The following is a 24,327-nucleotide window of genomic DNA, read 5'->3' as shown; positions in this document are numbered from 1 at the left end:
CCGGCGCGTTGGGCTCCGGGGGAGTGGCAGCACGCCGGACGGCGGCACTCCGACTACCCTAGGAAGAGCGCCAAAAGCTTTGCCCGTCCAATGGCGACGGTCCCGTTCCTGAAGGAGTTTCCGCCCCGTGGCCCCAAGTTCTGATTACACCGCCCGGCATCTCTCCGTGCTGGAGGGCCTCGAGGCCGTCCGAAAGCGCCCGGGCATGTACATCGGTTCCACCGATTCCCGCGGACTCATGCACTGCCTCTGGGAAATCATCGACAACTCCGTCGACGAGGCCCTCGCCGGCTTTGGCCACGACATCAAAATCATCCTGCATGCGGACAACTCGGTGGAGATCCACGACGACGGACGCGGCGTCCCGGTGGATATCGAACCGAAAACCGGGCTGAGCGGCGTCGAGGTCGTCTTCACCAAACTGCACGCCGGCGGCAAGTTCGGCGGCGGTTCCTACACCGCCTCCGGCGGACTGCACGGCGTCGGCGCATCCGTTGTCAATGCCCTGTCCGCCCGGCTTGACGTGGAAGTCGACCGCGGCGGCAAGACCTACAAGATGTCCTTCCGCCGTGGCGAGCCCGGCCGCTTCAAGGACACCGGCACCAGGCCCGACCCGGCTTCGGTCTTCGCGCCCTTCGTCGACGGGTCCGTCCTGGACATCGTGGGCAAGACCAAGCGCGGCGTCACCGGCACACGGATCCGCTACTGGGCGGACCGGCAGATCTTCACCCCGGACGCCAAGTTCTCCTACGACGAACTGGCCGCCCGCGCCCGCCAGACCTCCTTCCTGGTCCCCGGCCTGAAACTCACCGTCCTGGACGCGCGCAAGCTCCCCGGCACCCCGGGCGAGTCGGGCCCGCATGAGGAAGTGTTCCACCACGACGGCGGCATCTCCGAGTTCGTTGAGTACCTCGCCGCAGACCCTGCCGTCACGGACATCTGGCGGCTGCATGGCGCCGGCAAGTTCAAGGAAACTGTCCCGGTCATCGATGAGAAGGGCCACAGCCAGCTCACCGAGGTCGAACGGGACTGCGAGGTCGACGTCGCGCTTCGCTGGGGCATCGGCTACGACAGCACCGTGCGCACCTTCGTCAACATCATCTCCACCCCCAAGGGCGGCACCCACCAGGCCGGCTTCGAACAGGCGCTCCTGAAGACCTTCCGCAAAGCCGTCGAAACCAACGCCCGGAAGCTCAAGGCCGGCAACGACAAGATCGAGAAGGACGACATCTTTGCGGGACTCACCGCAGTCCTTACCGTCCGGCTTGCCGAACCGCAGTTCGAGGGCCAGACCAAGGAAATCCTGGGCACCTCCGCCGTGCGGGCCATCGTCGCCAAGGTGGTGGAACAGGAGATCAACGCGAAGCTGACCTCGTCCCACCGCAACGACAAGGCCCAGTCGGCACTGCTGCTGGAAAAGATCGTCAGCGAAATGAAGTCCCGTATCTCGGCGCGTGTCCACAAGGAGACCCAGCGGCGCAAGAACGCCCTGGAAACGTCGTCCATGCCCACCAAGCTCGCGGACTGCCGCACGGACGACGTCGCCCGCTCCGAACTGTTCATCGTCGAAGGCGACTCGGCGCTCGGAACCGCCAAGCTGGCACGCTCCTCCGACTTCCAGGCGCTGCTTCCCATCCGCGGCAAGATCCTCAACGTGCAGAAAGCCTCGGTGGGCGACATGCTTTCCAATGCCGAGTGTGCGGCCCTCATCCAGGTCGTGGGCGCGGGCTCCGGCCGGAGCTTCGACATCAGCGCCGCCCGGTACGGCAAGGTCATCCTGATGACGGACGCAGATGTCGACGGCGCCCACATCCGCACGCTCCTGCTGACGCTGTTCTTCCGCTACATGCGGCCGATGATCGAGCAGGGCCGCGTCTTCGCTGCCGTCCCGCCGCTGCACAGGGTGGAGGTCATCAACGCCGGCCAGAAGGCCAACGAGATGATCTACACCTACTCCGAGGCCGAACTGCACGTCCTGCTCGACCGTCTTGCCAAGGACGGCAAGCGCTACAAGGAACCGATCCAGCGCTACAAGGGCCTGGGCGAGATGGACGCGGAGCAGCTGGCCGAAACCACCATGGACCCGCGGCACCGCACCCTGCGCAAGGTCGGAATCGAAAACGCCAAGGACGCCGAAGAGACCTTTGATCTCCTGATGGGGTCCGATGTCGCGCCCCGCAAGGACTTCATCATCGCCGGCGCGGCGAGCCTGGACCGGGAGCGCATCGACGCCTGACACCAGGCGCACGAGGGCTGCTGCGGCCCGCATCGTCCGCGTCGCGGGGCATTTGCGCCAGTGCCTAAATGCCCTCTAACCGTACTGACTCCTTCCGATAGTGTCGTCTCACGGCTCCGGGCAATGACGCCCGGAGCCGGATTCCGCAGCACGAATCCAGGAGACCCCTATGAGGCAAACTCGGAATATCCAGCGCGCGGCCATCGCCGCCACGATCGGACTGGCGGTCAGCTTCGCGCCTCCGGCCCTTGCGGCAACCGGAACCAGCTCGGAAGCCCTGCGTTCGGCGGTGTCGGCCCCAAACATCAAGGCACACCTGCAAGCCCTCCAGGCCATCGCGACCGCCAACGGCGGTAACCGTGCGGCGGGAACCCCAGGCTACGAGGCCTCCGCCCGGTACATCGAAACGAAGCTCGCGGCGGCCGGCTACACGACGGTCCGGCAGCCGTTCACGTACGAACAGTACGCCACCGTTGGAGCCACGCTGGAACGGGTGTCGCCGACGCCCAAGGCCTATGCCTACGGGGACGGCTTCCTCGACATGGACTACTCCGGCGAGGGGGACATCACCGCCCCCGTGTCGGCCGTGGACATCAATTTGGCCGGTGACCGTGCGTCGACCAGCGGCTGCGAAGCGGGCGACTTTGCCGGCTTCACACCGGGGAACATCGCGCTGATCCAGCGCGGCACCTGCACGTTCCGGATCAAGGCGGACAACGCCGCTGCCGCCGGGGCCGCGGGAGCCATCATCTTCAACCAGGGCAACGCCGTCCCCGGCGAAGACCGACTCGGGCTGTTTGGCGGCACCCTCGGCGCGCCGCAGCCGGCCATCCCGGTGGTCAGCACGAGCTTCGACAACGGCTCCGAACTCGCCGGGCTGCACAACGCCGTGATGCACCTTGCCGTCGACGCCACCATCACCCAGACCGCGTCCTTCAACATCCTGGCCGATACCGGCGGCCGTGCGGACCGGACCGTCCTGGTGGGCGCGCACCTGGACTCGGTGGCCGAAGGGCCCGGCATCAACGACAACGGCACCGGCACGGCCTCCATCCTGGAAACCGCGATCCAGCTCAAGAAGCCCGGCAGCCCGGCCCTGACGAACCGGGTGCGCTTTGCCTTCTGGGGCGGGGAAGAGGCCGGGCTGATCGGCTCGGATTACTACGTCTCCCAGCTCACGGCGCGCCAGATCAAGGACCATGCCGTCAACCTCAACTTCGACATGGTGGGCTCGCCAAACTTTGTCCGCTACGTGTACGACGGCGACGGCTCGGCATTCGGCGGAAAGGGCCCCAACGGCTCCGCGTTGGTGGAGAAGGTCTTCCTGGACTACTTCAAGTCCCAGAACCTGCCCGTTGTGCCGACCGCCTTCGACGGGAGATCCGACTACTCCGGTTTCATCAACAACGGCATCCCGGCCGGAGGACTGTTCACCGGTGCGGAAGACCTGAAAACCGCTGACGAGGCGGCCGTCTTCGGCGGCACTGCCGGTGTGGCCCACGATTCCTGCTACCACCAGGCGTGCGACACCATCGACAGGGTGAACGATACAGTGCTGGAGCAAATGGCGGACGCGATTGCCCACTCCACGCTCACCTTCGCGATGACCACCTCGGCAGTCAATGGCACCACCAAGGGCAACGGTACCGGCAACGTGGACCTCGAGTACAAGGCCAACAAGCTGATCAAGTAGCCACTGGCGCCAGCAGTGCGACAGCGGTACAACAGACGCGGGCCGCCCCGCCGGGGGGGGGGGCGGCCCGCGTCTTGTGTGCGCTGCCTTCGGCGGCGGCGGCCGCCGCTGCCGGCCGCCGAGGGGAGTCAGCCCAGCAGGCCGGGAACAATCAGCAGTGCCGTCGGGACCGCGAGCAGCAGCAGGCATGCTGCCAGCACAGCCGCGCGCAGGGGTTCCGGGAGCGGCGGCTGCGGGGAGAGCAGGCGGCTGACGCGCGACGCCGTCGTCTGGGCCGAACCGGCGCCGCCGGTGGCACCCGGCTGGCCGGGTTCGACGTCGGACAGTTCCGGCTCGCCGAAGGCCATCCGTGCGCCGGGGGCGCCGGGGGAGCCACTGGCGACAATCGCGATCGCCTTGATCAATGTCGCCTTGGTTTCGGTTCTCAGCGCGACGTCGTCGGCGAGCATCTCGATCAGCGAGTTGACCGCCTCCTGCGCCAGGCGGGTGGTGGGCAGCCACGGTAGGGCCTGCCGCCAGGCTGCAAAGGCCCAGAGCAGCAGATGGTGGCGCTGGTCCAGGTGGGCGTTCTCATGGTTCAGGACCGCACGGAGCTCGGCGGGCTCGAGGGCCGCCATAAGACCGTCGGAGAGGACGGTGACCGAGCGGGCGCCTCCGGGCAGGCAGTACGCGACGGGCGAGTCGACATTGATCACCATGGTCCGCGGGCCGTCGGTGGAGGGTGAGGCGAGCAGCGCCAGCAGTTCGCGGTGGCGCCGCCGCTGGCGCTGGATCTTGTAGTAGGTCAGCAGCAGGGTGAACACCAGGTGGGCCGTCAGCAGGGCCGCGGCGGACAGTGCGAAAATGTGCCAGAAGCCCAGCGCGGTGGTGGGCGCGTTGTTGAAGACCATCCCGGCAAGGGCACGCAGGCCGGCCAGGAGGTTGTCACCGACCGGCTCCAGGCCGTAGACCAGCATGGCGCCGATCATGGACAGCCCGCCGGCGAGGGCGATCGCCTGCCACAGCAGCATGGCTGTGAACGGAGAACGAGCCGGCCACTGGGCGCGCGAAAGCAGGACAGGCACCGGCCAGGCCAGCACTATCGCGAGGACCGCCAGAAACCATGAGGTCCAGAACATCGGGCGCTAGCTGAGTCCCAGCAGCTTGCGCAGCGTTTCTGCCTCGGTATCGGTGACGGAACCAATAAAGCGCGCCAGCACTGCCTCGCGGTCCGGCGCGGAGCCCAGGACCTCGTGCATCAGTTCAGCAGTGTGGTCCTCGCGGCTGGAGACTGCCTGGTAGCGGTGCGGGCGGGTGCCGCGTTCACGCTCGACCAGGCCCTTGCGCTCAAGGCGGGAGAGCACGGTCAGTACCGTCGTGACGGCCAGATCCTTGCCCTCGTGTCCTGCGGTGCCGTTTTCGGCGCGTGTGCTCTGTGCGAGCAGGTCCCGCAAGGTGTTCGCTGTTGCAGCCTCATGGCCTGCCCAGAGCAGATCCATCACTGCCCGTTCCAGTTCACCGAGACTTGCCATTCCGTACGTCCTTCGTGAGTGCCGCTCCGGCCAATCGACTCTGCCGCGCGGTCCGTGAATACTTCAGTCTTAAATTTACCGTGTTTTGCGGATAGTTTCTACATGAGGTAGAAGTGCCGTCCCGTGTCGCCCGTTTGATTGCTGCCTACCGGATTGCCCGCCGCTGAAGGCCGGCCGCCAATGCATCAGCAGGGAGTGCGCCGGTGGAGGGGCGGGGGAGCAGCGCGGCGACAATCGATCAACCTGCTGGAGCCATTGCTCTGTAGGCTAGAGGGTAATTCTGCGGTTGATGATCTTGTCGGCTGTTTCGTAGATGGTCTGGTTGTTGGCGCGGGCATAGCCGCGCATCAGGGCGAATGCCGCGTTCATGTCGACGTTGGAAGTGTGGGCGATGACGCCCTTGGCCTGTTCGATCAGGATGCGGCTGTTGAGGGCACGCTGCAGCTGTTCGTTGATCAGGGCGCTTTCCCTCGCGGCGCGTTCCTGCAGGAGCGAGATGGTTGCCACATCAGCGAAGGCTTGGGCAATGGCGGCGTCGTCGGCGGTGAGGGGACCGACCTCGTGTCCAAAGAGGTTCAAGGCGCCGATGGTCCGGCTGCGCAGGCGCATGGGGACGGCGTGCAGGGACCGGAATCCCTGTGAAAGTGCAGAGGACTGGAACAGCGGCCATCGGGAGCCCTGCGCCGCGATGTCATCGATGGCTACGACTGCTCCGGTCCGGTAGCAGTCCACGCACGGACCGACACCGGCCTCGAGCTGGAGGACTTCCACCAGTTGGCTTTCCTCGCTCGTCGAGGCCATTACCTGGAGGTCCCCGTCCGGATCGACCAGAACGAGTCCTGCAGCGGCGGCGTCAAGAATGCCGACGGATTCATCCACCAGTGTGTGGAGGAGGTCGAAGACGTCGTAGTCCGCCACGAGTGTGTCCGCTATCTTGACGAATGCGGCACTCACGCGTCCGGCGCGGCTTATCATCGCCATATTCGGATTCTACTGCACTCGCCCGGCTGAGCCGCCTCCGGGGCTGAAGTCAAGGCTTCGGCTGACCACGTCCCGGGCGACCTCCCGGACGGTACGTCCATGGGCAAATGCGTGTGCCCGTATCAGCAGCAGTGCGTCCCGGGCAGTCGTTCCGCTTTGGGCCAGTACCATGCCGGTGGCCTGGTGCACCTCGCGCCGTGACAGAGGAGAGCCATCCGGCGCGGCGTCAGCGCCGTCTGCGGGGTCAAGGGTCAGGAGCTGGCGCAGCAGGTTCCAGGTTGCGGCGTCGGCGAGCTGCAGGGCTGTGGAATGCTTTGCCGGGCTCAGGGGGCCGGGTTCAGAACTGTAAAGCTCCACGACACCGATATCCAACGCGCCGAGCGTGAGCGGGAAAACGAAGAGTGCCGCAACATCCAGCTCCATGAGGGATTTTGCAAAGACCGGCCAGGCGGCATGCGCTCCCTTGCGCACATCCGGCAGAAGCACGGGTCTGCGGGTTTGCAAGGCTTCCCAGCGCGGGCCTTCACCCAGGTCGAACTGCAGTTCGTCGATCCGTGCGGAGACGGCATTGCTGGCACACACCATTGTCTCCGGCGCCAGCCCGGTGAACACTGAGATCGCCGCCCCGGAGATGGGCAACGCTTCAAGGAAGCCGGCGCACAGGCCGGCATCCAGTCCCTCCGCCATGGAGTCTGTGCCATCACCCATGCCGGGCAGCCGGGCCGGTGGAATCCATGAAGCCGATTTTTCCCGCCGGGGGAGAGGGGTGCCACTCAACGGTCCGGTACAAAATACTGGCCATGGGGTCGTGCCTCCTCAGCCTGGTCGGAGTGCCATCAATCGCGATGGAAACCCTGGGTGGTTGTTTCGGTTTGTGCCTGCCCCGACGTGAGCCCGATGGCGGGCATTAGTTCCCCTTTTCTGCCATCGCTGGCACGGCGGTATGGACCCGCCGCGGGCGCCCTATCGTCTTGGTTCAAGTTCAGATAAAATGGCCGTGTTGCCCCGGACCCCGGTAGCGCCATTATTCGGCGAACTATCCAGGAGTATTCCACTGATGCCAGGCAACCCCAAGCTTAGAGCCCCTTCCGTACACCCGTTCCACCGTCCCCTGGTCATCACTGATCCTCCGTGCCCCGAGGACCGGAAGGCCGACGAACAGCAGATCGTCCAGTCGGATGACTTCGGGGACATGCCGGCGCCGACGGCCCAGGCACTCCGACAGGTGCCGGCGGCTGAGCTTGCCAAATTCCTGTGGAGGCGGCAGGAACCGGGTCTTGACCAGCTGCCGTCGTCCGCCGGAGGCCGCGGTAAGGGGCAGGATTCCGGGATATGGCGGGATCAGCTGTTGGCAGAGATCGAGGAACTCGCCAGGGCGCTCAAGGAGAACGTGGCCCGGTACTCCTCGTCACGGGCCGGCCATTCATTCGGACTTGCCGCGGAACCAGCCAACGAGACTGCCGTGGTGTGGATTCAGGATGCGCTGGAGGATATAGCCGCGACCGCCCTGGGGATTGAAATCGCGTCACGCAAGCTGTTCCTCCAGGCAGCCTCGGCCCGGGACTATGACTCGACCAACGAAACCCCCCGGGAACATACGGCAGGTACCGGCGAATGACCGGCCCCGTCGAAGTCGAATGGACCCATCTCGTGGAGTTTCTGGAAACGCGCATCGCAGAGCAGGAATCAGCCATCCGGGCGGGAACTTTCGCCGCAGGGACCGTCGACTTTCCTGCACCGAGCTCAACGACGCCGAAGGGACAGTTGCCATCGCCCGCAGGTCGATGCTCACCATTCTCGCGGGCTCGCATCGTGACCATCCCGACTACGACCCGGCCTGGGCGCCCGACCTGCCAATAGATACTCCCCAGGAGCCTTCCAAGGTCTGAAACGCATGGCCCGGCGCACCAGCGGCTGCTCCGGCTGCCCGGGCGGCAGCGCTCTTCGGGCCCCGGCCGATCCACTGCGGGCCGTTGGGAGCCGTGGGACTCCGGGTGCAGGGAACCTCCACAATGTTCTACACTCTGTAGAAGAAGCTTTCTACGTGATGTAGAAGTTGCTCGCCCAGCAAAGTTAGGGACTGCCTTGGACGCCTTGGAAATCGCACGGTGGCAATTCGGAATCACCACCGTCTACCACTTCATGATGGTGCCGCTCACGATCGGGCTGGGCCTCGTCGTGGCCGTGATCCAGACGATGTGGCACCGGACCGGCAAACCCGAGTACCTCCGGATGACCAAGTTCTGGGGCAAGCTCTTCCTGATCAACTTCATCATGGGTGTCGCCACCGGCATTGTGCAGGAGTTCCAGTTCGGCATGGCGTGGAGCGAGTACAGCCGCTTCGTCGGCGACGTGTTCGGCGCGCCCCTGGCCATGGAAGCCCTCCTGGCGTTCTTCGTAGAGTCGACCTTCCTGGGTCTGTGGATCTTCGGCTGGAAGCAGCTCAAGCCCGCCGTCCACCTCGCCTGCCTCTGGATCGCCGTGATCGGCTCGGTCTTCTCCGCCTACTTCATCATCGTGGCGAACAGCTGGATGCAGCATCCGGTTGGTGTCGAGATGATCAACGGCCGTCCGGTGATGACCGATGCCTGGGCGGTCTTCACCAACAACACGGCCCTGGTGGCCGTCCCGCACACCCTCTTCGGCGCCCTCGCCGTCGCCGGCGCCTTCCTGCTGGGCATTGCCTGGTACCACCTGTGGCGCCGCCGCCACGATGGAATCGACACCATCGGCGCGGACGGCAGGGTCATTCCCGGCGAGGCCGCCATCCCCGGCCGCGACCGCACCGACCACGCCGTCTGGATCCGCTCCCTCCGGATCGGCGCCGTCGTCGCCATGATTTCCTTCGCCGGCACGGCCATCACCGGCGACCTGCAGGGCAAGCTCATGTTCGAACAGCAGCCCATGAAGATGGCGGCCGCCGAAGCGGCCTGCCACGACGGCACCGGCTTCTCCATCCTGAGCATCGGCAACGTCGGCTCGAAGAACTGCGATGACGTCGTCGCCGTCATCGAGGTCCCCGGGATCCTGTCCTTCCTCGCCAAGGGTGACTTCACCACCGAGGTCAAGGGCGTCAACAGCCTGCTGGACCAGTACAAGGCCGACTACGGCACCAACCTGCCCGACAACCCCATCTACGGGGAACGGGCCGGGCAGGAGATCCAGTACGTTCCGGTCATGGAAGTCACCTACTGGGGCTTCCGGATGATGATCGGCTTTGGCGCAGTGGCGGCCATGGCCGCGCTGGCAGCCCTGTGGGTTACCCGCAAGGGGACCGTTCCCGCCTCCCGAGGCCTCATGCGGCTGGCCGTGTTCGGGATCCTGGCACCCTTCGGAGCCAACGCCGCCGGCTGGATCTTCACCGAGATGGGCCGGCAGCCGTTCGTCGTCGCCCCCAACCCGGATCCCAGCGGGATCGACCAGGTCTTTATGTTCACCGCCGCAGCCGTCTCACCCGGAGTTTCGGCCGGCGAGCTCCTGACCTCCCTCATCGTGCTGACCAGCGTGTACGCGGTGCTGCTGGTGGTCGAGGTCAAGCTGTTAGTCAAGTACATCCGCGGCGGGGTGGTCGCAGCCATGCCGGAACTCGCCCACGTCCCAGCCGACGAGGACGCCACCCCCAAGGGAGGCGGTCCCGGCAAGCCCGGGGATGCCGACGACGTCCTGGCCTTCGCCTACTAAGCCCCACGAAACGCAGAGGATACTCAGCATGGAACTGCTTCCCACCATCTGGTTCATCGCCATCGCGGTGCTGTGGACGGGCTATCTCTTTCTCGAGGGCTTCGACCTCGGCGTCGGGATGCTGTTCAAGGGCTTTGCCCGGAACGACACCGAACGCCGCGTGCTGCTCAATACCGTCGGCCCGGTCTGGGACGGCAACGAGGTCTGGCTCCTGACGGCCGGCGGTGCCACCTTCGCGGCCTTCCCGCTCTGGTACGCCTCCCTGTTCTCCGCGCTCTACCTGCCGCTGCTCCTGGTGCTCGTGGCCCTCATCTTCCGCGCCGTGGCCTTCGAATACCGCGGCAAAGTCGACAACCCCCGGTGGCGCGCCCGCTGGGACTGGGCCATCTCGCTCGGATCCCTCGTGGCCGCCTTCGGCGTCGGAGCCGCCCTGGCACTGACCACCACCGGGCTGCCACTGAACGCCAACGGCGACCGTGAAGGCGGCCCGTTCGCGTGGTTCAGCGCCTATGCCGTGCTGGGCGGCCTCGCCGTCGTCGGGTTCTCGCTGCTGCACGGCCTCGCCTTCCTGGCCCTGAAGACCGACGGCGACGTCCGGCACCGCGCACGCCAGTGGTTCGTCCGCCTCCTGCCCGTGCTCCTGCTGCCGATCGCGGGCTGGGCGGTGAGCCTGCAGCTGCTCAGCGGCGAGATCTGGACCGTGCTGGCCGTTGTCGCCGCCGTCGTGGCCGCCGCCCTGGCCTGGAACTTCGCCCGCAGGGGCGCCGAGGGCCGCGCGTTCCTGTCCCTGGGCGCGTTCCTGCTGCTTGGCAGCGCTTCGATCTTCGGCGCAGCCTTCCCCGTGGTACTGCCGTCCACGCTGAACCCGGACTTCAACCTGACCATCTCCAACGCCTCCTCCTCGGACTACACCCTCGGGCTGATGACGATCGTCGCCTGCATCGGGCTGCCGCTGGTCCTCGTCTACCAGGCATGGACGTACTGGGTGTTCCGGCGCCGGGTCAGCGACGCGCACATCCCGGAAGCCCACAGCTTCCTCCCGGCCATCGCCGCCAAAGCCCTGGCACCCAAGGACTAGCACCTGATGAGACCGCAGTTCCCCACAGGCCCCGCCAACCGCGCCGCCCTCTACCTGCTGGGCCTGCTCGCGGCCCTGAAGGCGCTGTCCCTCGTGCTGATGGGGCAGGCGGTCGCGTCCATGCTGGCGGGCCTGATGGCCGGCGATCCAGCCTGGGGCGGGCAGCTGTACTGGGGAGTTGCCGGCGTCGTGCTGCGGTCCCTGACCGTCTGGGCACAGGCTGTCGCCTCGCGCCGGGCGGCGCTGGGCGTGAAGGAAGAACTGCGCTCGCAGCTGCTCGAGCGCGCGCTGCGCAACGGCACCCGGTCCGCCGGGCCCTCCGACGGCGGCCTCGCCATTCTCGCGACCCGGGGACTGGACGCCCTGGACAACTACTACACGCAGTTCCTGCCGGCCCTGGTGAACTGCGCGGCGATTCCGCTGCTGCTGGGCGCGCGCATCCTCTACGCCGACTGGATCAGCGCCGTCGTTATTGTGCTGACCGTTCCGCTGGTGCCGCTCTTTATGATCCTGATCGGACGCTACACCGATGACCGCGTCCGGCAAGCCCAGTCGACCCTGTCCAAGCTGTCCGGACACATGCTGGAGCTCGCCAAGGGCCTGCCCGTCCTTGTGGGGCTGGGCCGTGCCACCGCACAGCGCAAGGCCCTCGAGGACCTCTCCGAGGAGTACCGCCACCGGACCATGGGGACCCTGCGGACCGCCTTCCTCTCCGCCCTCGCGCTGGAACTCATCGCCACCATCTCCGTGGCCGTCGTCGCAGTCTTCATCGGCGTCCGCCTGGTCCACGGCGACATGGCACTGGAAGCGGGTCTGCTGGCCCTGATCCTCGCCCCCGACTGCTACCTCCCGCTCCGGGAACTCGGCACCGCCCACCACGCCAGCGACGACGGCCGCGCCGCTCTTGCCGAAACCACCGCCGTCCTCGGGGCCCCCGAGGCCACGCCGCTGCGGCCCGATGCCCTGGCCGCTGCCGGGGCGGGAGGAGCCGCGCATCCGCCCGCGCTGCACGTGGCCGGGCTGACTGTCCGCTACGGCGGCCGGACGGACGCCGCCGTCGGGCCGCTCAGTTTCACCGCCGCCCCGGGCCGGATCACAGCCCTCGACGGCCCCAGCGGCGCCGGCAAGAGCACGGTCCTCGGGGTGCTGGCCGGCACCATCGGGACCGGCGGCGGTCCGGGCCGCCACACCACAGTCACCGGCCGGCTCAAAGGGTTCACGACGGCGGACCTCGCCTGGGTGCCGCAGCATCCCGTGATGGTCGCCCCGACCGTGCTGGAGGAAGTCCTGCTCTATCTGGGAGCCGCAGCGGGCGGTGACTCGGTCGGCGCTGGGTCCGACGCTGGCGGGGCCGCGGCCCTGCGCTGCCTGGCCGCCTGCGCCGCGGAGCACCTCGCCCCGAAGCACCCCGCCGAACTCAGCCCGGGGGAGCTGCGCCGTGTCGCACTGGCCCGCGGCCTGGCCCGGATCGAGGCAGGCGCCACGGTGCTGCTCCTCGATGAACCCACCGCCCACCTGGACCGGGAATCCGCCACCGCCGTCAGCGGCGCCATCGCCGGGCTGCGTGGAAGGGTCACCGTCCTGCTGGTGGCCCATGACCGGCAGACCCGGGAACTTGCCGATGAGCTGGTGGCCGTGGCTCCCGGCGCAGCGACGGCGTCGGGTGTCGAACCGTCCGCCGCCGAGGCGCCGGGTGTCCACCCGCAGACGGAGGGCCGGCCTGACGGGTCCCACCCTGAATTCCACCCTGCTGAATTCCAGGCAGCCGGGCGACTGCCTGCTGAACGCCCGCTGGTCGATGACAGTGAACCCCGTACGCCGCAGGCCGGTGCCGCCGCACCTGCCGCCCGCGGTGCGACGGCAGCCCGGCTCCGCCGGCTGCTCGCACCGGTCCGGGTCAAGTTCGCCGCAGCGGGCGCCGTCGGTACGCTGGCGGCCCTGTTCGCCGTCGCCCTCTCGGGACTGTCGGGCTGGCTGATCATCCGCGCCAGCGAGCAGCCGCCCATTCTCTACCTGCTCACCGCGATCGTGGGAGTGCGCTTCTTCGGCATCGGCCGGGCCGCGTTGCGCTACCTTGAACGCCTCCTGCTGCACGACGCCGTCTTTGCCGCCCTGACCCGGCTCCGCGGCCAGCTCTGGGAGTCGCTGAGCCGGCGGGCCCTCTCGCTGCGCCGGCTGCTGCAGGGCGGCAACGTCCTGGGCACCGTGGTGGACGACGTCGACACGGTCCGGGAGCTGCTGCCCCGGGTGGTCCTGCCACCGCTGACCGCCGTGGCCGTTGCGGCCGCTGCCGTCACCGGCATCGCACTGCTCCTGCCGGCGGCGCTCCCTGCCGTGATTGCCGCCGCCCTGCTGAGCCTCGTGGCCGCCCCCGCCCTGGCCCTCGCAGCCGACCGGATGTCCGCCGGCACCGAGCAACGGCTGCGCTCCGGCGTCCTCCGCCTGGTGGCGGCAGCCCTCGATGCCCGCGCCGAACTCCACGCCAACAGCGTCTCCGCGCCGGTGCTCGCCGCCATCACCAGCGCCGACCGCTCCGCCACGGCCGCCTCACAGCGCTCGGCCTGGGCCGAAGGACTCGGCCAGGGGCTGACGGTGCTGGCCTGCGGGACCGCCGCCCTCGCCAGTGCCGTGCTGGCCGCTCCACTGGCCCTCAGCGGAGCGGTCGACGCCTCGACGGTCGCCGTCGTCGTGCTGCTCCAGCTCGCGCTTGTGGAGCCCTACGCGGCCATCACGACGGCGGTCCGCCAGTACCCTGCGCTGCGGGCCGTCCTTGAGCGCATCGGCGAAGCGGGTGTTCTGGACGACGACACCGCCGAGGCTTCCGCCGGGCTTGTCCCCGTGGCCGGCAGGACCGGAGGCAAGCCCGGGCTCGAACTGCGGAACCTCGCCGCTGCCTGGCCCGGCGGGCCCCCGGTCTTCACCGGGCTTACCGCCACCGCCGAACCCGGGCGCTGGCTCGCCGTCACCGGGGCCTCAGGCTCCGGGAAGTCCACCCTGCTCGCCGTCGTCCTCGGCTTCCTCCCGGCCGCAGGGGGGCACATCCTGCTGGGCGGGCGGGCGGCCTGGTGCCCGCAGGAGGCGCACCTCTTCGACTCGACGATCCGCGGCAACCTGCTGCTGGGGCTTCCGGAGGGCCAGCGCGGGGATGCGCCGGAGCCGCGGCTGCAGGACGCCCTGGCCGCCGTGGGCCTCGGGCCGCTGATCAGGCGGCTGGAACACGGCCTGGATACCCGGATCGGACCCGGCGGGGCCTTCCTCAGCGGAGGCGAACGGCAGCGCCTCGCCGTGGCCCGCACCCTCCTGACCGGAGCCGACGTGATCCTGCTGGACGAACCCACCGCGCACCTGGATGCTGAGTCCGGCCTGGCGATGCTGGCCGAGCTCCGGCTTGGCCTGCGTGAGCGCACGGTGGTCCTCGTGACGCACAATCCGGAGGACATCGCCGCGGACGACATCCGCCTGGACCTGGACCGCGCGGCGGCCCGCCACACAGCGCATTCCCGGGAGTCAACGCCGTTGCTGGCGCGGGGGTAGGCCGGACGTTAGCCTGTTGCCATGAACGGACGCGCCGGGCCCCACGCCAGCCTGGACCCCCGCCTGCAGTGGCGGGCCGCCGGGACCGCGGACCTGGACGGCTGGGCGGCGCTGATCGCCCGGACGGCCGCCGTCGAACGGCCAGTCTGGTACGAGCGCCGCGCCGACCTGGAACAGGTCCTCGAATCGAAGAAGAACCCGGCCGCCGCGGACACCATCCTCGGCTTCGACGCGCAGGGCGTGGCCAGGGCTTATGGCCGCATCACCAAGAACCCGGAGGGGGAGAAGGCGATCGGGTACGGCGGCGTCGATCCCGGATGGCAGGGGAACGGGATCGGCACCGGGTTGCTGGGCTGGATGGAGGCGAGGACCCGGCAGCGCTTTGCCGAGGACGCCGTGCCGGACGCCACCCCCAGGCTGCGGCTCCATATGGAACAGCAGCATACGCACCAGGCGGCGCTGTTCGCGGACGCCGGCTACCGGACAGTCCGCTACTACAACGAGATGCACCGGCCGCTCCAGGACGGCCTCCCCGCAGTGGTGCTGGACGGCGGCTTGGACCTCGTGGGATTCGGTCCCGGGTTGCACGAGCCCGTGCGGCTGGCCCACAACGACGCCTTCCGGGACCACTGGGGCAGCGAGCCCCGCGACGAGGAAGCCTGGGGCTTGGTCGTCAGCGATCCGTTGGCCCGGCCTGACCTGAGCGCCGTGGTTGTCGAACAGTCCACCGGCAGGGTTGCCGGATACCAGCTTGCCAGCCATGACACGGTCAGCGCGGAGGTGCGGGGCTACAAAGAGGGCTACACGGACCTGCTGGGCGTGCGGCGGGAGTTCCGCGGCCGCGGAGTGGCACAGGCCCTCCTGGCGGACGCGATGCGCCGATTCGCCGCGGCCGGGATGGACACGGCATCCCTCGACGTCGACTCGGAGAACCCCACCGGCGCCCTGGCCCTCTACGCCAAGATGGGCTACGTCACCGTCAACAGCAGCATGGCCTGGGACAAGGATCTGTAGCTAGCCGTCCACGCGCTAGCCGTCCACATCGTGGAGGTGATGGACGACGTCGTGCAGGAAGTACTGCGAGAACGTCAGGACGGTGAACTCCGAGCCGTTGCTGCGGGTTCCCTTGCGGCCCCACTGGTCCTCCGGGACCCGGCCAAAGGAAGCCGCGATCTGCTCACCCTCCGTGGTGAGCTCCGCGCTGACCTTGGCCGGGTCCGCGTTGGCATAGTCCTTCTCGACCGCGGTGAGGTCCTGGTCCCAGTCCGGGAACCGGGCGTCCTCCTCGCGCAGCATGAGGTCCAGCCGGTAGTCAAAGAGGCTGAAGACGTCCCGGACATGGCAGGCGTACTCCAGCACCGACCACGTGTTTTCGTCAGGGCGTTCCGCCACGTCCGGACGCCGCAGCGCCGCACGCCAGCGGGGGAGCATGCTTTCCACGATCCCCGGCGCCGTGGCGGGCGTCGCGGCCGACGCATCGAACCCGCACTCGGGGCAGGGCCGCTGCAGGACCCAGGTCCAGTCCTTGATATCCGGGATGATAGGCATGCGAGCAGTCTAAGGGTATTCCGGCGGAGTCGGGCGGGGGAGGAGGATCGACGGGAGACTACGCCGTCGGACAAGGGCCATTGCCTTCCGCACAGCTAAACCGCTGGGGACACAGCAACGTCCCGTTGCCTGCTCGGGCCTGTCGCCTTGCGGTTCAATCCAAGCGGAGACTATGCTTCCCGCAAGTGGAACCTGAAGGATATGAGCCTTCGGTTCCAGCCGTGGGCCTAGCATCCATAAGGGTGTGCACCCTCGAGCGGGGCACGACCTAGAGCGTGCCGAGTTCGCCGCAATTCAGGACCTAAACCTATGTCCGTTTGCCCGAAAATCCCTTATCAAACACTCTGGTCTGCAGAGCTCGCCTTTTCGGCGGTACAAAGAAAGTCATGGGCGCGGGGACGTAAGCCGCCCACGGGGGTCTATTTCTGCAGCCCATGCCGCCGGTGGCACCTCACCTCGAAGTCGAAGTCGCAGATTCCTCAGTGGGCTCGACACCGTTGTTTCGCATAATCCCGAGCCCGAAGGTGGGTCCACCGCGGCTGTTCACCACGAATGGCCGCAATGACGAGCCTTATGGCGGCCATTCGTGGTGAATGGGCGAGCCGCGGGCGTGACGAGTGTCCTGGGCGTTGCCAAATGACCCACCCCCGGGCCCCACCCCCGGCCCCAGGCCCCAGCTAACCTACGCTTCGGCCCCGGGTGCCGGCTCCCAGGACATGCTCGGACCAATCGCGTCGATGGCCTGGGAGAGCGGAATGCCGGAGCCGTCGCGGCGGCCGTGTTCCCCGGGAAGGGAACGGGCCACCCCGGCCAGCGAGGAAGCCTTTGCCGGGCCGTGGCCTGCCCATGCGAGCAGCAGGGTGTCTTCACCCTTGAGGAAACGGTGCGCCCGGACCCCGGCGGTGGCGCGGCCCTTGGCGGGGTATTCGGAGAGGGCGGTGACTTTGGCGGCCCCCGGAGCGGTGCCCGGGAGCGCCCCCTCCGTGCCCGCGATGGTCACGACGACGGCGGCGGTGTCGTCCGGGCTCGCGGCGCCGAAGAACATGACCCGGTCCCCGGCGGCCAGCTTGATTCCGGCCATGCCGCCGGCGGTCCGGCCCTGCGGACGGACGGCGGAGGCGGCAAAGCGCAGCAGCTGGGACTGCCGGGTCACAAAGACGAGGTCGACGTCGTCGGAGCCGGCGGGGGCCACACCCACCACGGTGTCCTTGTCCTTGAGCGCGATGACCTCCCAGTCCTCGCGGTTCAGCGGATAATCGGGCTGGACGCGCTTGACCACGCCCTGGGCCGTGCCGATCGCCAGCACCTCATCCAGCGGCGCGAACGCCACGAGGGATTCGCCCTTGAGCAGCGTAATAAAGTCCTTGGCCGGGACTCCGCCTGCCATGTTCGGGGTTCCCGAGGTCGGCGGCAGCACGGGCATGTCCATCACCTGGAGCCGGAGCATGCGGCCCTGCGATGTGACGGCGGCAATCTCTCCGCGCGCAGACGACTTCAGCACCGAGGTGAACACATCGTGCCGCGTCCGCGGGCCTGACTCGGCGAGGCTGTCCTGGTTGGCGGTGCGCGCGATCTGGCCCGAAGCGGTCAGGATCGCCCAGCAGGGATCGTCTGCGATTTCGAGGGCCAGGGGCGCGGCCTTGCCTTTGGCGCCCGGCGCGGCGGCCAGGGCGGCGACGGTGGGGGAGACGGCCTCGGATTCGAGCAGCACGGTCCGGCGCGGCGTGCCGTATTTCTCGGCGATTTCGGCCAGTTCGGAGGACACGAGGGCGCGGAGCCGTTCGCTCGAGCCGAGGATGGCTTCGAGCTCGGCAATCTCGCGGCGCAGCTCCTCCTGCTCCTTCTCGAGCTCGATCCGCGAGTACTTGGTCAGCTGCCGGAGCCGGAGCTCCAGGATGTAGTTGGCCTGGATCTCCGAGAGGTCGTAGATGGACATCAGCCGGGTCCTGGCCGCGGCCGCCTCATCCGAGGAGCGGATGATCTGGATGACCTCGTCGATGTCCACGATCGCGACCAGGAGCCCCTCGACCAGGTGCAGGCGGTCCTTCTTCTTGCCGAGGCGGAAGGCGGTGCGGCGGCGCACTACGTTGATGCGGTGCTCCACGTACACGGAGAGCAGCTGCAGCAGCCCGAGGGTCTGCGGCTGGCCGTCCACGAGCGTGACGTTGTTGATGCCGAAGGAATCCTCCATCGGCGAGTAGCGGTACAGCTGCTGGAGCACGGCGTTCGGGTTGAAGCCGTTCTTCAGCTCGATCACGAGGCGCAGGCCGTGTTTGCGGTCCGTGAGGTCCACGATGTCGCTGATGCCGGTGAGCTTCTTGCCGTTGACGGCGTCCTTGATCTTCTCGATCACCTTTTCCGGCCCCACCATGTACGGCAGTTCCGTGACCACCAGCCCGGTGCGGCGGGCCGAGAGCTGCTCGATCTCCACCTTGGCGCGGGTCTTGAACGAGCCGCGGCCGGTCGCATACGCGTCGCGGATGCCGTCCAGGCCCACGATCCGGCCGCCGGTGGGCAGGTCCGGGCCGGGGACGAACTTCATGATGTCCTCGAGCGTGGCGTCCGGGTGCTCGATCAGGTGCCGGGCAGCGGCGATCACTTCCACCAGGTTGTGGGGGGCCATGTTCGTGGCCATGCCGACGGCGATGCCGGTGGCGCCGTTGACCAGCAGGTTCGGGAACGCTGCAGGCAGCACATCCGGCTGGGTCAGTTGGTTGTCATAGTTGGGGACGAAGTCGACGACGTCCTCATCGAGGTGGTCCGTCAGCGTCAGGGCCGCCGCTGCCAGGCGGGCCTCGGTGTACCGGGGAGCCGCCGGGCCGTCGTCAAGCGAACCGAAGTTGCCGTGGCCGTCGATCAGGGGCAGCCGCAGCGAGAAGTCCTGCGCCATCCGCACCATCGCGTCGTAGATCGCGGTGTCGCCGTGCGGGTGCAGCTTGCCCATTACCTCGCCCACCACGCGGGCGCTCTTGACGTGGCCGCGGTCCGGCCGGAGGCCCATCTCGCTCATCATGTACAGGATGCGCCGCTGCACAGGTTTGAGGCCGTCGCGGGCGTCCGGAAGGGCCCGCGAGTAGATCACCGAATAGGCGTACTCGAGGAACGATCCTTCCATCTCCTTCGTGACGTCGATGTCGACGATATTTTCTACGAAGTTCTCTACGAAATCCGGGCTTGCTTCCCCTGCCGGGGGCGGGCTTTGGCGGCGTGCCATGAGGCTGGTGGGTCCTTCTGAGCGGTGCAGAACGAAAGCTGCGTAAGTTTATGACTAGGCTAAGCCTATGGTGGATCAGCCCGCGGACGGCGTATATCCGGAATATTGGGAAGCTGATGTTGTCCTGCGCGACGGCGGGACGGCCCATCTGCGCCCGATCCACCCCTCCGACGCGGACGCCGTCCAGGCTTTCCACGTGGGACAGTCGCAGAAGTCCATCTACATGCGCTTCTTCGCGTTCAAGTCCAAACTCTCCGCCAAGGAACTCAAACGGTTCACCGAGGTGGACTACAAGGACCGGGTGGCCCTCGTGATCACCATCGGCGGGGAGATCATGGGCATCGGCCGCTACGACCGGCTCGATGATCCCGGGGAAGCGGAAGTCGCGTTCAACATCTCCGACGCGCACCAGGGCCGCGGGATCGGGTCCATCCTGCTCGAACACCTCGCCGCCGCCGCCCGGGAGAACGGGATCCGGAAATTCAGCGCGGAGGTGCTCCCGGAAAACCGCAAGATGCTTATGGTCTTCTCCGACGCCGGCTACGACGTCAAACGCCACTTCGACGACGGTGTGGTCAGCCTTGAATTCAATATCGACCCCACGGACAAGTCACGCGCCGTGATGGAATCCCGCGAACACCGGGCCGAGGCCCGCAGCATCCAGGAACTCCTCGCCCCGTCCTCCGTCGCGGTGATCGGCGCCAGCCGCAAATGGGGCACCGTGGGCTACCAGCTGCTGGAGCACATCATCGAAGGCGGCTTCACCGGCCCGGTCTACGCGATCAACCCCGAAGCCTTCGAGCTCGCCGGCATGCTCTCCTTCGCCCGGCTCTCCGAGGTACCCGGCCCCGTCAAGCTCGCCATCATCGCCGTCCCGTACGCCGAGGTTCCCAAGGTCGTTCAGGAATGCGGCGCCGCCGGGGTCAAGGGGATCGTGGTGGCCACGGCCGGGTACGCGGACGACGGCGAACGCGGCCTCGCCCGGCAGCGCGAACTCGTCCGGCAGGCCCGCGCCAACGGCATGCGCGTGATCGGCCCCGCCTCGCTGGGCATCATGAACACCAACCCTGCCGTGTCGCTGAACGCCTCGATGGCGCCCGCGCTGGCCCGCCGCGGCGGCCTGGGCCTGTTCAGCCAGTCGGCAGCGATCGGTGTCTCCCTCTACGCCGCCTCCAGCCGGCGCCGCGTCGGGATCTCCACGTTCCTCTCGGCCGGCAACCGCGCCGACGTCTCCGGCAACGACATGATGCAGTTCTGGGAGGACGACGCCGACACGACCGCCGTCGGGCTCTATCTTGAATCGATCGGCAACCCGCGCAAGTTTTCCCGGCTGGCCCGGCGACTGGCCCGGACCAAACCCGTCATCGTGGCGAAGTCCGACGCGATGGGCCTGGGGCTGCCTCCCGGCCACGCCGTCCGCACCACCCAGGCCCCGCCGGAGGCCGTCGACGCGATGATGCGCCAGGCCGGCGTGATCCGGGTCGAAACCATCGAACAGCTTATGGACGTCGCCCAGATCGTCTCAAGCCAGCCCCTGCCGAAGGGGCCGGGAATCGCCGTCTTCAGCAACTCCCGGGCGCTCGGGAAGGTCGTCGCGGACAGCGCGGCGGCGCAGGGACTGGGTGTGGATCGCATCGTTACCGACGTCGACCTCGACACCGGAATGTCGGTTGCACTTCCCGCGCTGCGGCACAGCCTGCAGGAAGTCCTCACGGCGGACACCGTCCATGCCGTGGTGGTCGCGCTGCTGCCGGCCCACGGCCTCACCGTGGAGAAGATCGCCGGGGTGCTGGCCGAATGTTCGGTGGCGGCGGGCAAGCCCGTGGTCGCGGCATTCAGCGGGCTCCTGGACCCGTCCATCTACGTGGAGGGGATGGTCGGTGACGAAGCGGGGGCCACTGTGGTTCCCTGCTACTCCAACCCCGGCGCCGCAGTCGCGGCGTTGGCTGCCGTGGTCCGCTACGCCCAGTGGCTGGACCGGGACCAGGGACTCTTCGTGGAACCCGAGGGCTGCGACCCCGACGGCACCCACGACGAGCTGGAACGCCTGCTGGACAAGGTCGGCGGCGAGCACCTGGTCCGGCTGGACCCGGACACGGCCGCGAGCCTGCTGGCCCGTTACGGCATCCGGGTGGTCCCGTCCGTCGGCTTCGAAACGGCCGACCAGGCCGTCGCGGCCGCGGACAGGCTCGGCTGGCCGGTGGCCTTGAAGACCACCGACCCCGCGCTGCGGCATCGCCTGGACCTCGGCGGGGTGCGCCTGGACATCCAGGACGCGGACTCGCTGCGCCGCAACGTCCTGGAAATGCGCAAGTCGCTGGAGCGCTACGGCTCGCCGTCCCTCGAGGTGCAGACCATGGCCCCGGTGGGGCAGGCCTGCACGTTCCGCGCCATCGAGGATCCGCTGCTGGGCCCCGTAGTCTCCTTCGGTCTGGCCGGCGACGCCGTGAACCTGCTGGACGACTGGGCCCACCGGGTGCCGCCGCTCTCCGGCTCGGACCTGCATGACTTCATCCGGGCCCCCCGGGCCTCACGGAAGCTCTTCGGCTACCAGGGGCTCCCGGCCGTGGACGCCCGAGCCCTCGAGGACCTTGCTGCCCGGCTGACCCGGCTCAAGGACAACCACCCGGAAATCGCCCTCGTCGACTTCAACCCCGTGCTCGCCGGGCCGGAGGGGGCCGCCATCCTCGCGGCCGACGTCCGGATCGCCAACGCCGCGCAGCGCACCGACAGCGCCCGCCGCGCCATGCGCAGCTGACTCTGCGGGACAGCGGCGGAACAGCGGCAGGGACCGGGGGAGCGGAGGGGGCACCCCGCAGGCAGCAACGGTTAGCATGTCCCCAGCCGATCTGTGAAAATGGAGACCATGAGCTTTCAGTCTCCGACACCCAAGCACCAGGCGGCCGTCTCCGGGCGCCCGGGCGCGCACCACCAAGGCCTGCATGACCACAGCGCGCAGGGTCAAAGCCTGGAAGGGGCCCTCCAACAGGCCGGTTTCTATCCACCGCTAGTGGCCGACGTCGTCGCCGACGCGCTCGACGGGCGCGACTGCGTGGCCCACCTGGTGCACCTTGAGACGCACTTCGACCGCGCCGAGGTCCGCCGCCACATCACCGTGCTGGTCCTGACCGAGGACATGCTGGTCATCACCCACGTGGACGACCAGCAGCTCGACGACGCAGGCGAGCAGATCGTCGCGCAGGTCTCCACGGAATCCGTGCCTGTGACGCAGATCCGCTCCGTGGTGCTCAGCTACGTGTACGCCCAGCCCCAGGACTACAAACCGTCGGATCCGGTCCGCGAACTGACCCTGTCCATCGCCTGGTCCGGCGGCCAGCGCCTCGACATGGGCCCGGCGAGCTGCGGCGACCCGCAGTGCGAGGCCGACCACGGCTACAGCGGCACCATCGCCCAGGAGGACATTGTGCTCCGGATCAGCGCCGAGGCCGACGGCCTGCAGGCCGTCCAGGACGCCAAGCTGTTCGCCCGTGCCCTCCGCGCGGTGAACACCGGTTCCTCCGCCCCGGCGCCGCACACCGGCCCGGGACTTCCGCCGCGCCCGCGGATGGGTGTCTTCGGAAGCCGCGTCAGCCGCGGCCACCAGCGCTGAGATGGCGCCGGTCCGCGTGCCCCAGCCCCTGTCCTCCCCCCAGACCCTTCCCCAGAACCTGCCGGCAGCACCGGCCTTCGGTGACCGCTCCATCGCCGAGGTGCTCACGAGCGCTGCTGCCAGCGTGGGGGTGCCGGGCTTCGAGAACCGCCTCAAGCTCCCCGCGGCCAAGCGCATTTGCGTCGTCCTCGCCGACGGGCTGGGCCGCAACCTCCTGAAACAGAAGTCGGCGCACACGCCGTTCCTGCGCGCTATGATGCAGTCCGGCCAGGGCCAGGTGCCCGTCTCCCTGGACTCGGCATTCCCGTCCACCACTGCAGCGTCCCTGGCCAGCTTCGGCACCGGCCTCGGGGCCGGGCAGCACGGCATGGTCGGCTACGACGTGCTGGACCCGGACCAGGACCGGGTGGTCAATATGCTGGGCGGCTGGGACGCGGGCGTCGATCCGGAACGGTGGCAGCCCTTCCCGACCGTCTTCCAGCGGGCCGCGGAGCATGTTCAGGTCACTACCGTCAGTCTTCCTCAGTTCAGCGACTCCGCCATGACCCGGGCCGCGCTCAGGGGCGGCCACTACGTCACGGCCACCACCTCGCACGCCAGGACCGCGGCCGCCGCGGAGGCGATGGCCGGTGCCGGGCGGTCGCTCATGTACTTCTACGTCAACGAACTGGACAAGGCGGGGCACCGCCACGGCTGCCAGTCACCGCAGTGGGAGCACCAGCTCGAGGAACTCGACGCCACCGTCAAACGGCTCAGCGCCACCCTGCCGGCAGGCACCACCATCCTGCTCACGGCGGACCACGGCATGCTGGACGTGCCGCAATCCCAGCGGATTGACTATTCAGCGGACCCGGCCCTCGTGGCCGGGGTCCGTCACACCGCGGGTGAGCCGCGAATGCTCCACCTGTACCTGGAGGAGACGGAAGGCGACGCCGGGCGGGTACGGCTGCTGGAGGCCTGGCGGGCCCGCTTCGGCGACCGGATTTGGGCCTTCACCCGGGAGGAAGCCATCGCGGCGGGGCTCTTCGGCGAGGTCCGGGCCGAGGTCGCTCCGCGGATCGGTGACGTGATGATCGCGGCCAGGGATGCCCTGGCCTTCTATGACACGAGGCGGGTCCGGCCGACGGCCCTTGACGTGGTGGGCCAGCACGGCTCGCTGACAAAAGCCGAACGCGAAGTCCCGCTGCTGTGTTTCCAGGCCGACGGAAAAAGGGCCCCCCGCGCCTGACTGCGCGCGAAGG

Annotated in this window: 17 protein-coding genes; 11 read left to right on the top strand and 6 right to left on the bottom strand. The window is 68.3% G+C overall.

Features of this window, described 5'->3' with window-relative positions:
• Nucleotides 1-127 precede the first annotated feature (127 nt).
• Nucleotides 128-2,236: a DNA gyrase/topoisomerase IV subunit B gene (locus tag ACZY0Y_RS11530; RefSeq protein WP_463882688.1), complete on the top strand. Its 2,109-nt coding sequence runs from the start codon at nucleotides 128-130 to the stop codon at nucleotides 2,234-2,236.
• A gap of 169 nt (nucleotides 2,237-2,405) precedes the next feature.
• Nucleotides 2,406-3,929, top strand: a complete 1,524-nt coding sequence (locus ACZY0Y_RS11525) for a M28 family peptidase (RefSeq protein ID WP_463958104.1) — start codon at nucleotides 2,406-2,408, stop codon at nucleotides 3,927-3,929.
• 128 nt (nucleotides 3,930-4,057) lie between these two features.
• Here the strand turns inward: ACZY0Y_RS11525 and ACZY0Y_RS11520 are convergent, their stop codons facing one another.
• The 4 genes from ACZY0Y_RS11520 to ACZY0Y_RS11505 all read right to left on the bottom strand — a co-directional run bounded on the left by ACZY0Y_RS11520 (nucleotide 4,058) and on the right by ACZY0Y_RS11505 (nucleotide 7,129).
• Nucleotides 4,058-5,047, bottom strand: a complete 990-nt coding sequence (locus tag ACZY0Y_RS11520) for a M56 family metallopeptidase (RefSeq protein WP_463958102.1) — start codon at nucleotides 5,045-5,047, stop codon at nucleotides 4,058-4,060.
• A 6-nt stretch (nucleotides 5,048-5,053) separates the two neighbouring features.
• Nucleotides 5,054-5,440, bottom strand: a complete 387-nt coding sequence (locus tag ACZY0Y_RS11515) for a BlaI/MecI/CopY family transcriptional regulator (protein ID WP_024368330.1) — start codon at nucleotides 5,438-5,440, stop codon at nucleotides 5,054-5,056.
• A gap of 267 nt (nucleotides 5,441-5,707) precedes the next feature.
• On the bottom strand, nucleotides 5,708-6,421 hold the full coding sequence (locus tag ACZY0Y_RS11510) for a GAF domain-containing protein (RefSeq protein WP_463882692.1): 714 nt from the start codon (nucleotides 6,419-6,421) through the stop codon (nucleotides 5,708-5,710).
• A 9-nt stretch (nucleotides 6,422-6,430) separates the two neighbouring features.
• Nucleotides 6,431-7,129 (bottom strand): GAF and ANTAR domain-containing protein, encoded by a 699-nt coding sequence (locus tag ACZY0Y_RS11505; protein ID WP_463958100.1) that lies wholly within the window; start codon nucleotides 7,127-7,129, stop codon nucleotides 6,431-6,433.
• A 349-nt stretch (nucleotides 7,130-7,478) separates the two neighbouring features.
• Here ACZY0Y_RS11505 and ACZY0Y_RS11500 point away from each other — a divergent pair, with 349 nt between their 5' ends.
• From ACZY0Y_RS11500 to ACZY0Y_RS11475, 6 genes are all read left to right on the top strand, one after another.
• Entirely contained in the window at nucleotides 7,479-8,039 is a 561-nt protein-coding gene (locus tag ACZY0Y_RS11500; protein WP_463958098.1) for a hypothetical protein, read from the top strand.
• Nucleotides 7,987-8,310 carry a DUF6221 family protein gene (locus ACZY0Y_RS11495; protein WP_463958096.1) on the top strand — a complete coding sequence of 108 codons (324 nt, stop codon included), beginning with the start codon at nucleotides 7,987-7,989 and terminating at the stop codon, nucleotides 8,308-8,310. Before ACZY0Y_RS11500 ends, ACZY0Y_RS11495 begins: the two co-directional genes overlap by 53 nt.
• Nucleotides 8,311-8,506: 196 nt before the next feature.
• Entirely contained in the window at nucleotides 8,507-10,102 is a 1,596-nt protein-coding gene (locus tag ACZY0Y_RS11490; RefSeq protein ID WP_463884394.1) for a cytochrome ubiquinol oxidase subunit I, read from the top strand.
• Between the two features lie 28 nt (nucleotides 10,103-10,130).
• The gene (gene cydB / locus ACZY0Y_RS11485; protein WP_463884396.1) at nucleotides 10,131-11,180 is read left to right on the top strand and encodes a cytochrome d ubiquinol oxidase subunit II; all 1,050 of its coding nucleotides are present in this window, start codon (nucleotides 10,131-10,133) and stop codon (nucleotides 11,178-11,180) included.
• Nucleotides 11,181-11,186: 6 nt separating this feature from the next.
• Nucleotides 11,187-14,714, top strand: coding sequence for a thiol reductant ABC exporter subunit CydD (gene cydD / locus ACZY0Y_RS11480; RefSeq protein WP_463958094.1), 3,528 nt, complete (start codon nucleotides 11,187-11,189; stop codon nucleotides 14,712-14,714).
• A 21-nt stretch (nucleotides 14,715-14,735) separates the two neighbouring features.
• Nucleotides 14,736-15,728: a GNAT family N-acetyltransferase gene (locus ACZY0Y_RS11475; protein ID WP_463958092.1), complete on the top strand. Its 993-nt coding sequence runs from the start codon at nucleotides 14,736-14,738 to the stop codon at nucleotides 15,726-15,728.
• Nucleotides 15,729-15,743: 15 nt separating this feature from the next.
• Here ACZY0Y_RS11475 and ACZY0Y_RS11470 read toward each other — a convergent pair whose 3' ends face one another.
• Together ACZY0Y_RS11470 and ACZY0Y_RS11465 are read right to left on the bottom strand one after the other, a co-directional pair.
• On the bottom strand, nucleotides 15,744-16,262 hold the full coding sequence (locus ACZY0Y_RS11470; RefSeq protein WP_463958090.1) for a DinB family protein: 519 nt from the start codon (nucleotides 16,260-16,262) through the stop codon (nucleotides 15,744-15,746).
• A gap of 682 nt (nucleotides 16,263-16,944) precedes the next feature.
• Nucleotides 16,945-19,476 carry a DNA gyrase/topoisomerase IV subunit A gene (locus tag ACZY0Y_RS11465; protein ID WP_463884404.1) on the bottom strand — a complete coding sequence of 844 codons (2,532 nt, stop codon included), beginning with the start codon at nucleotides 19,474-19,476 and terminating at the stop codon, nucleotides 16,945-16,947.
• A 67-nt stretch (nucleotides 19,477-19,543) separates the two neighbouring features.
• Here ACZY0Y_RS11465 and ACZY0Y_RS11460 point away from each other — a divergent pair, with 67 nt between their 5' ends.
• From ACZY0Y_RS11460 to ACZY0Y_RS11450, 3 genes are all read left to right on the top strand, one after another.
• Nucleotides 19,544-22,234: a bifunctional acetate--CoA ligase family protein/GNAT family N-acetyltransferase gene (locus tag ACZY0Y_RS11460; RefSeq protein ID WP_463958088.1), complete on the top strand. Its 2,691-nt coding sequence runs from the start codon at nucleotides 19,544-19,546 to the stop codon at nucleotides 22,232-22,234.
• A gap of 108 nt (nucleotides 22,235-22,342) precedes the next feature.
• Entirely contained in the window at nucleotides 22,343-23,086 is a 744-nt protein-coding gene (locus ACZY0Y_RS11455; protein ID WP_463884408.1) for a DUF5998 family protein, read from the top strand.
• Between the two features lies 1 nt (nucleotide 23,087).
• Nucleotides 23,088-24,314 carry an alkaline phosphatase family protein gene (locus ACZY0Y_RS11450; protein ID WP_463884464.1) on the top strand — a complete coding sequence of 409 codons (1,227 nt, stop codon included), beginning with the start codon at nucleotides 23,088-23,090 and terminating at the stop codon, nucleotides 24,312-24,314.
• The last annotated feature ends 13 nt before the right edge of the window (nucleotides 24,315-24,327 follow it).

Source organism: Pseudarthrobacter kochi, from assembly GCF_055412805.1.
Note: the sequence above shows the minus strand (reverse complement) of the source record. Positions and strands in the feature narration are given on the sequence as shown.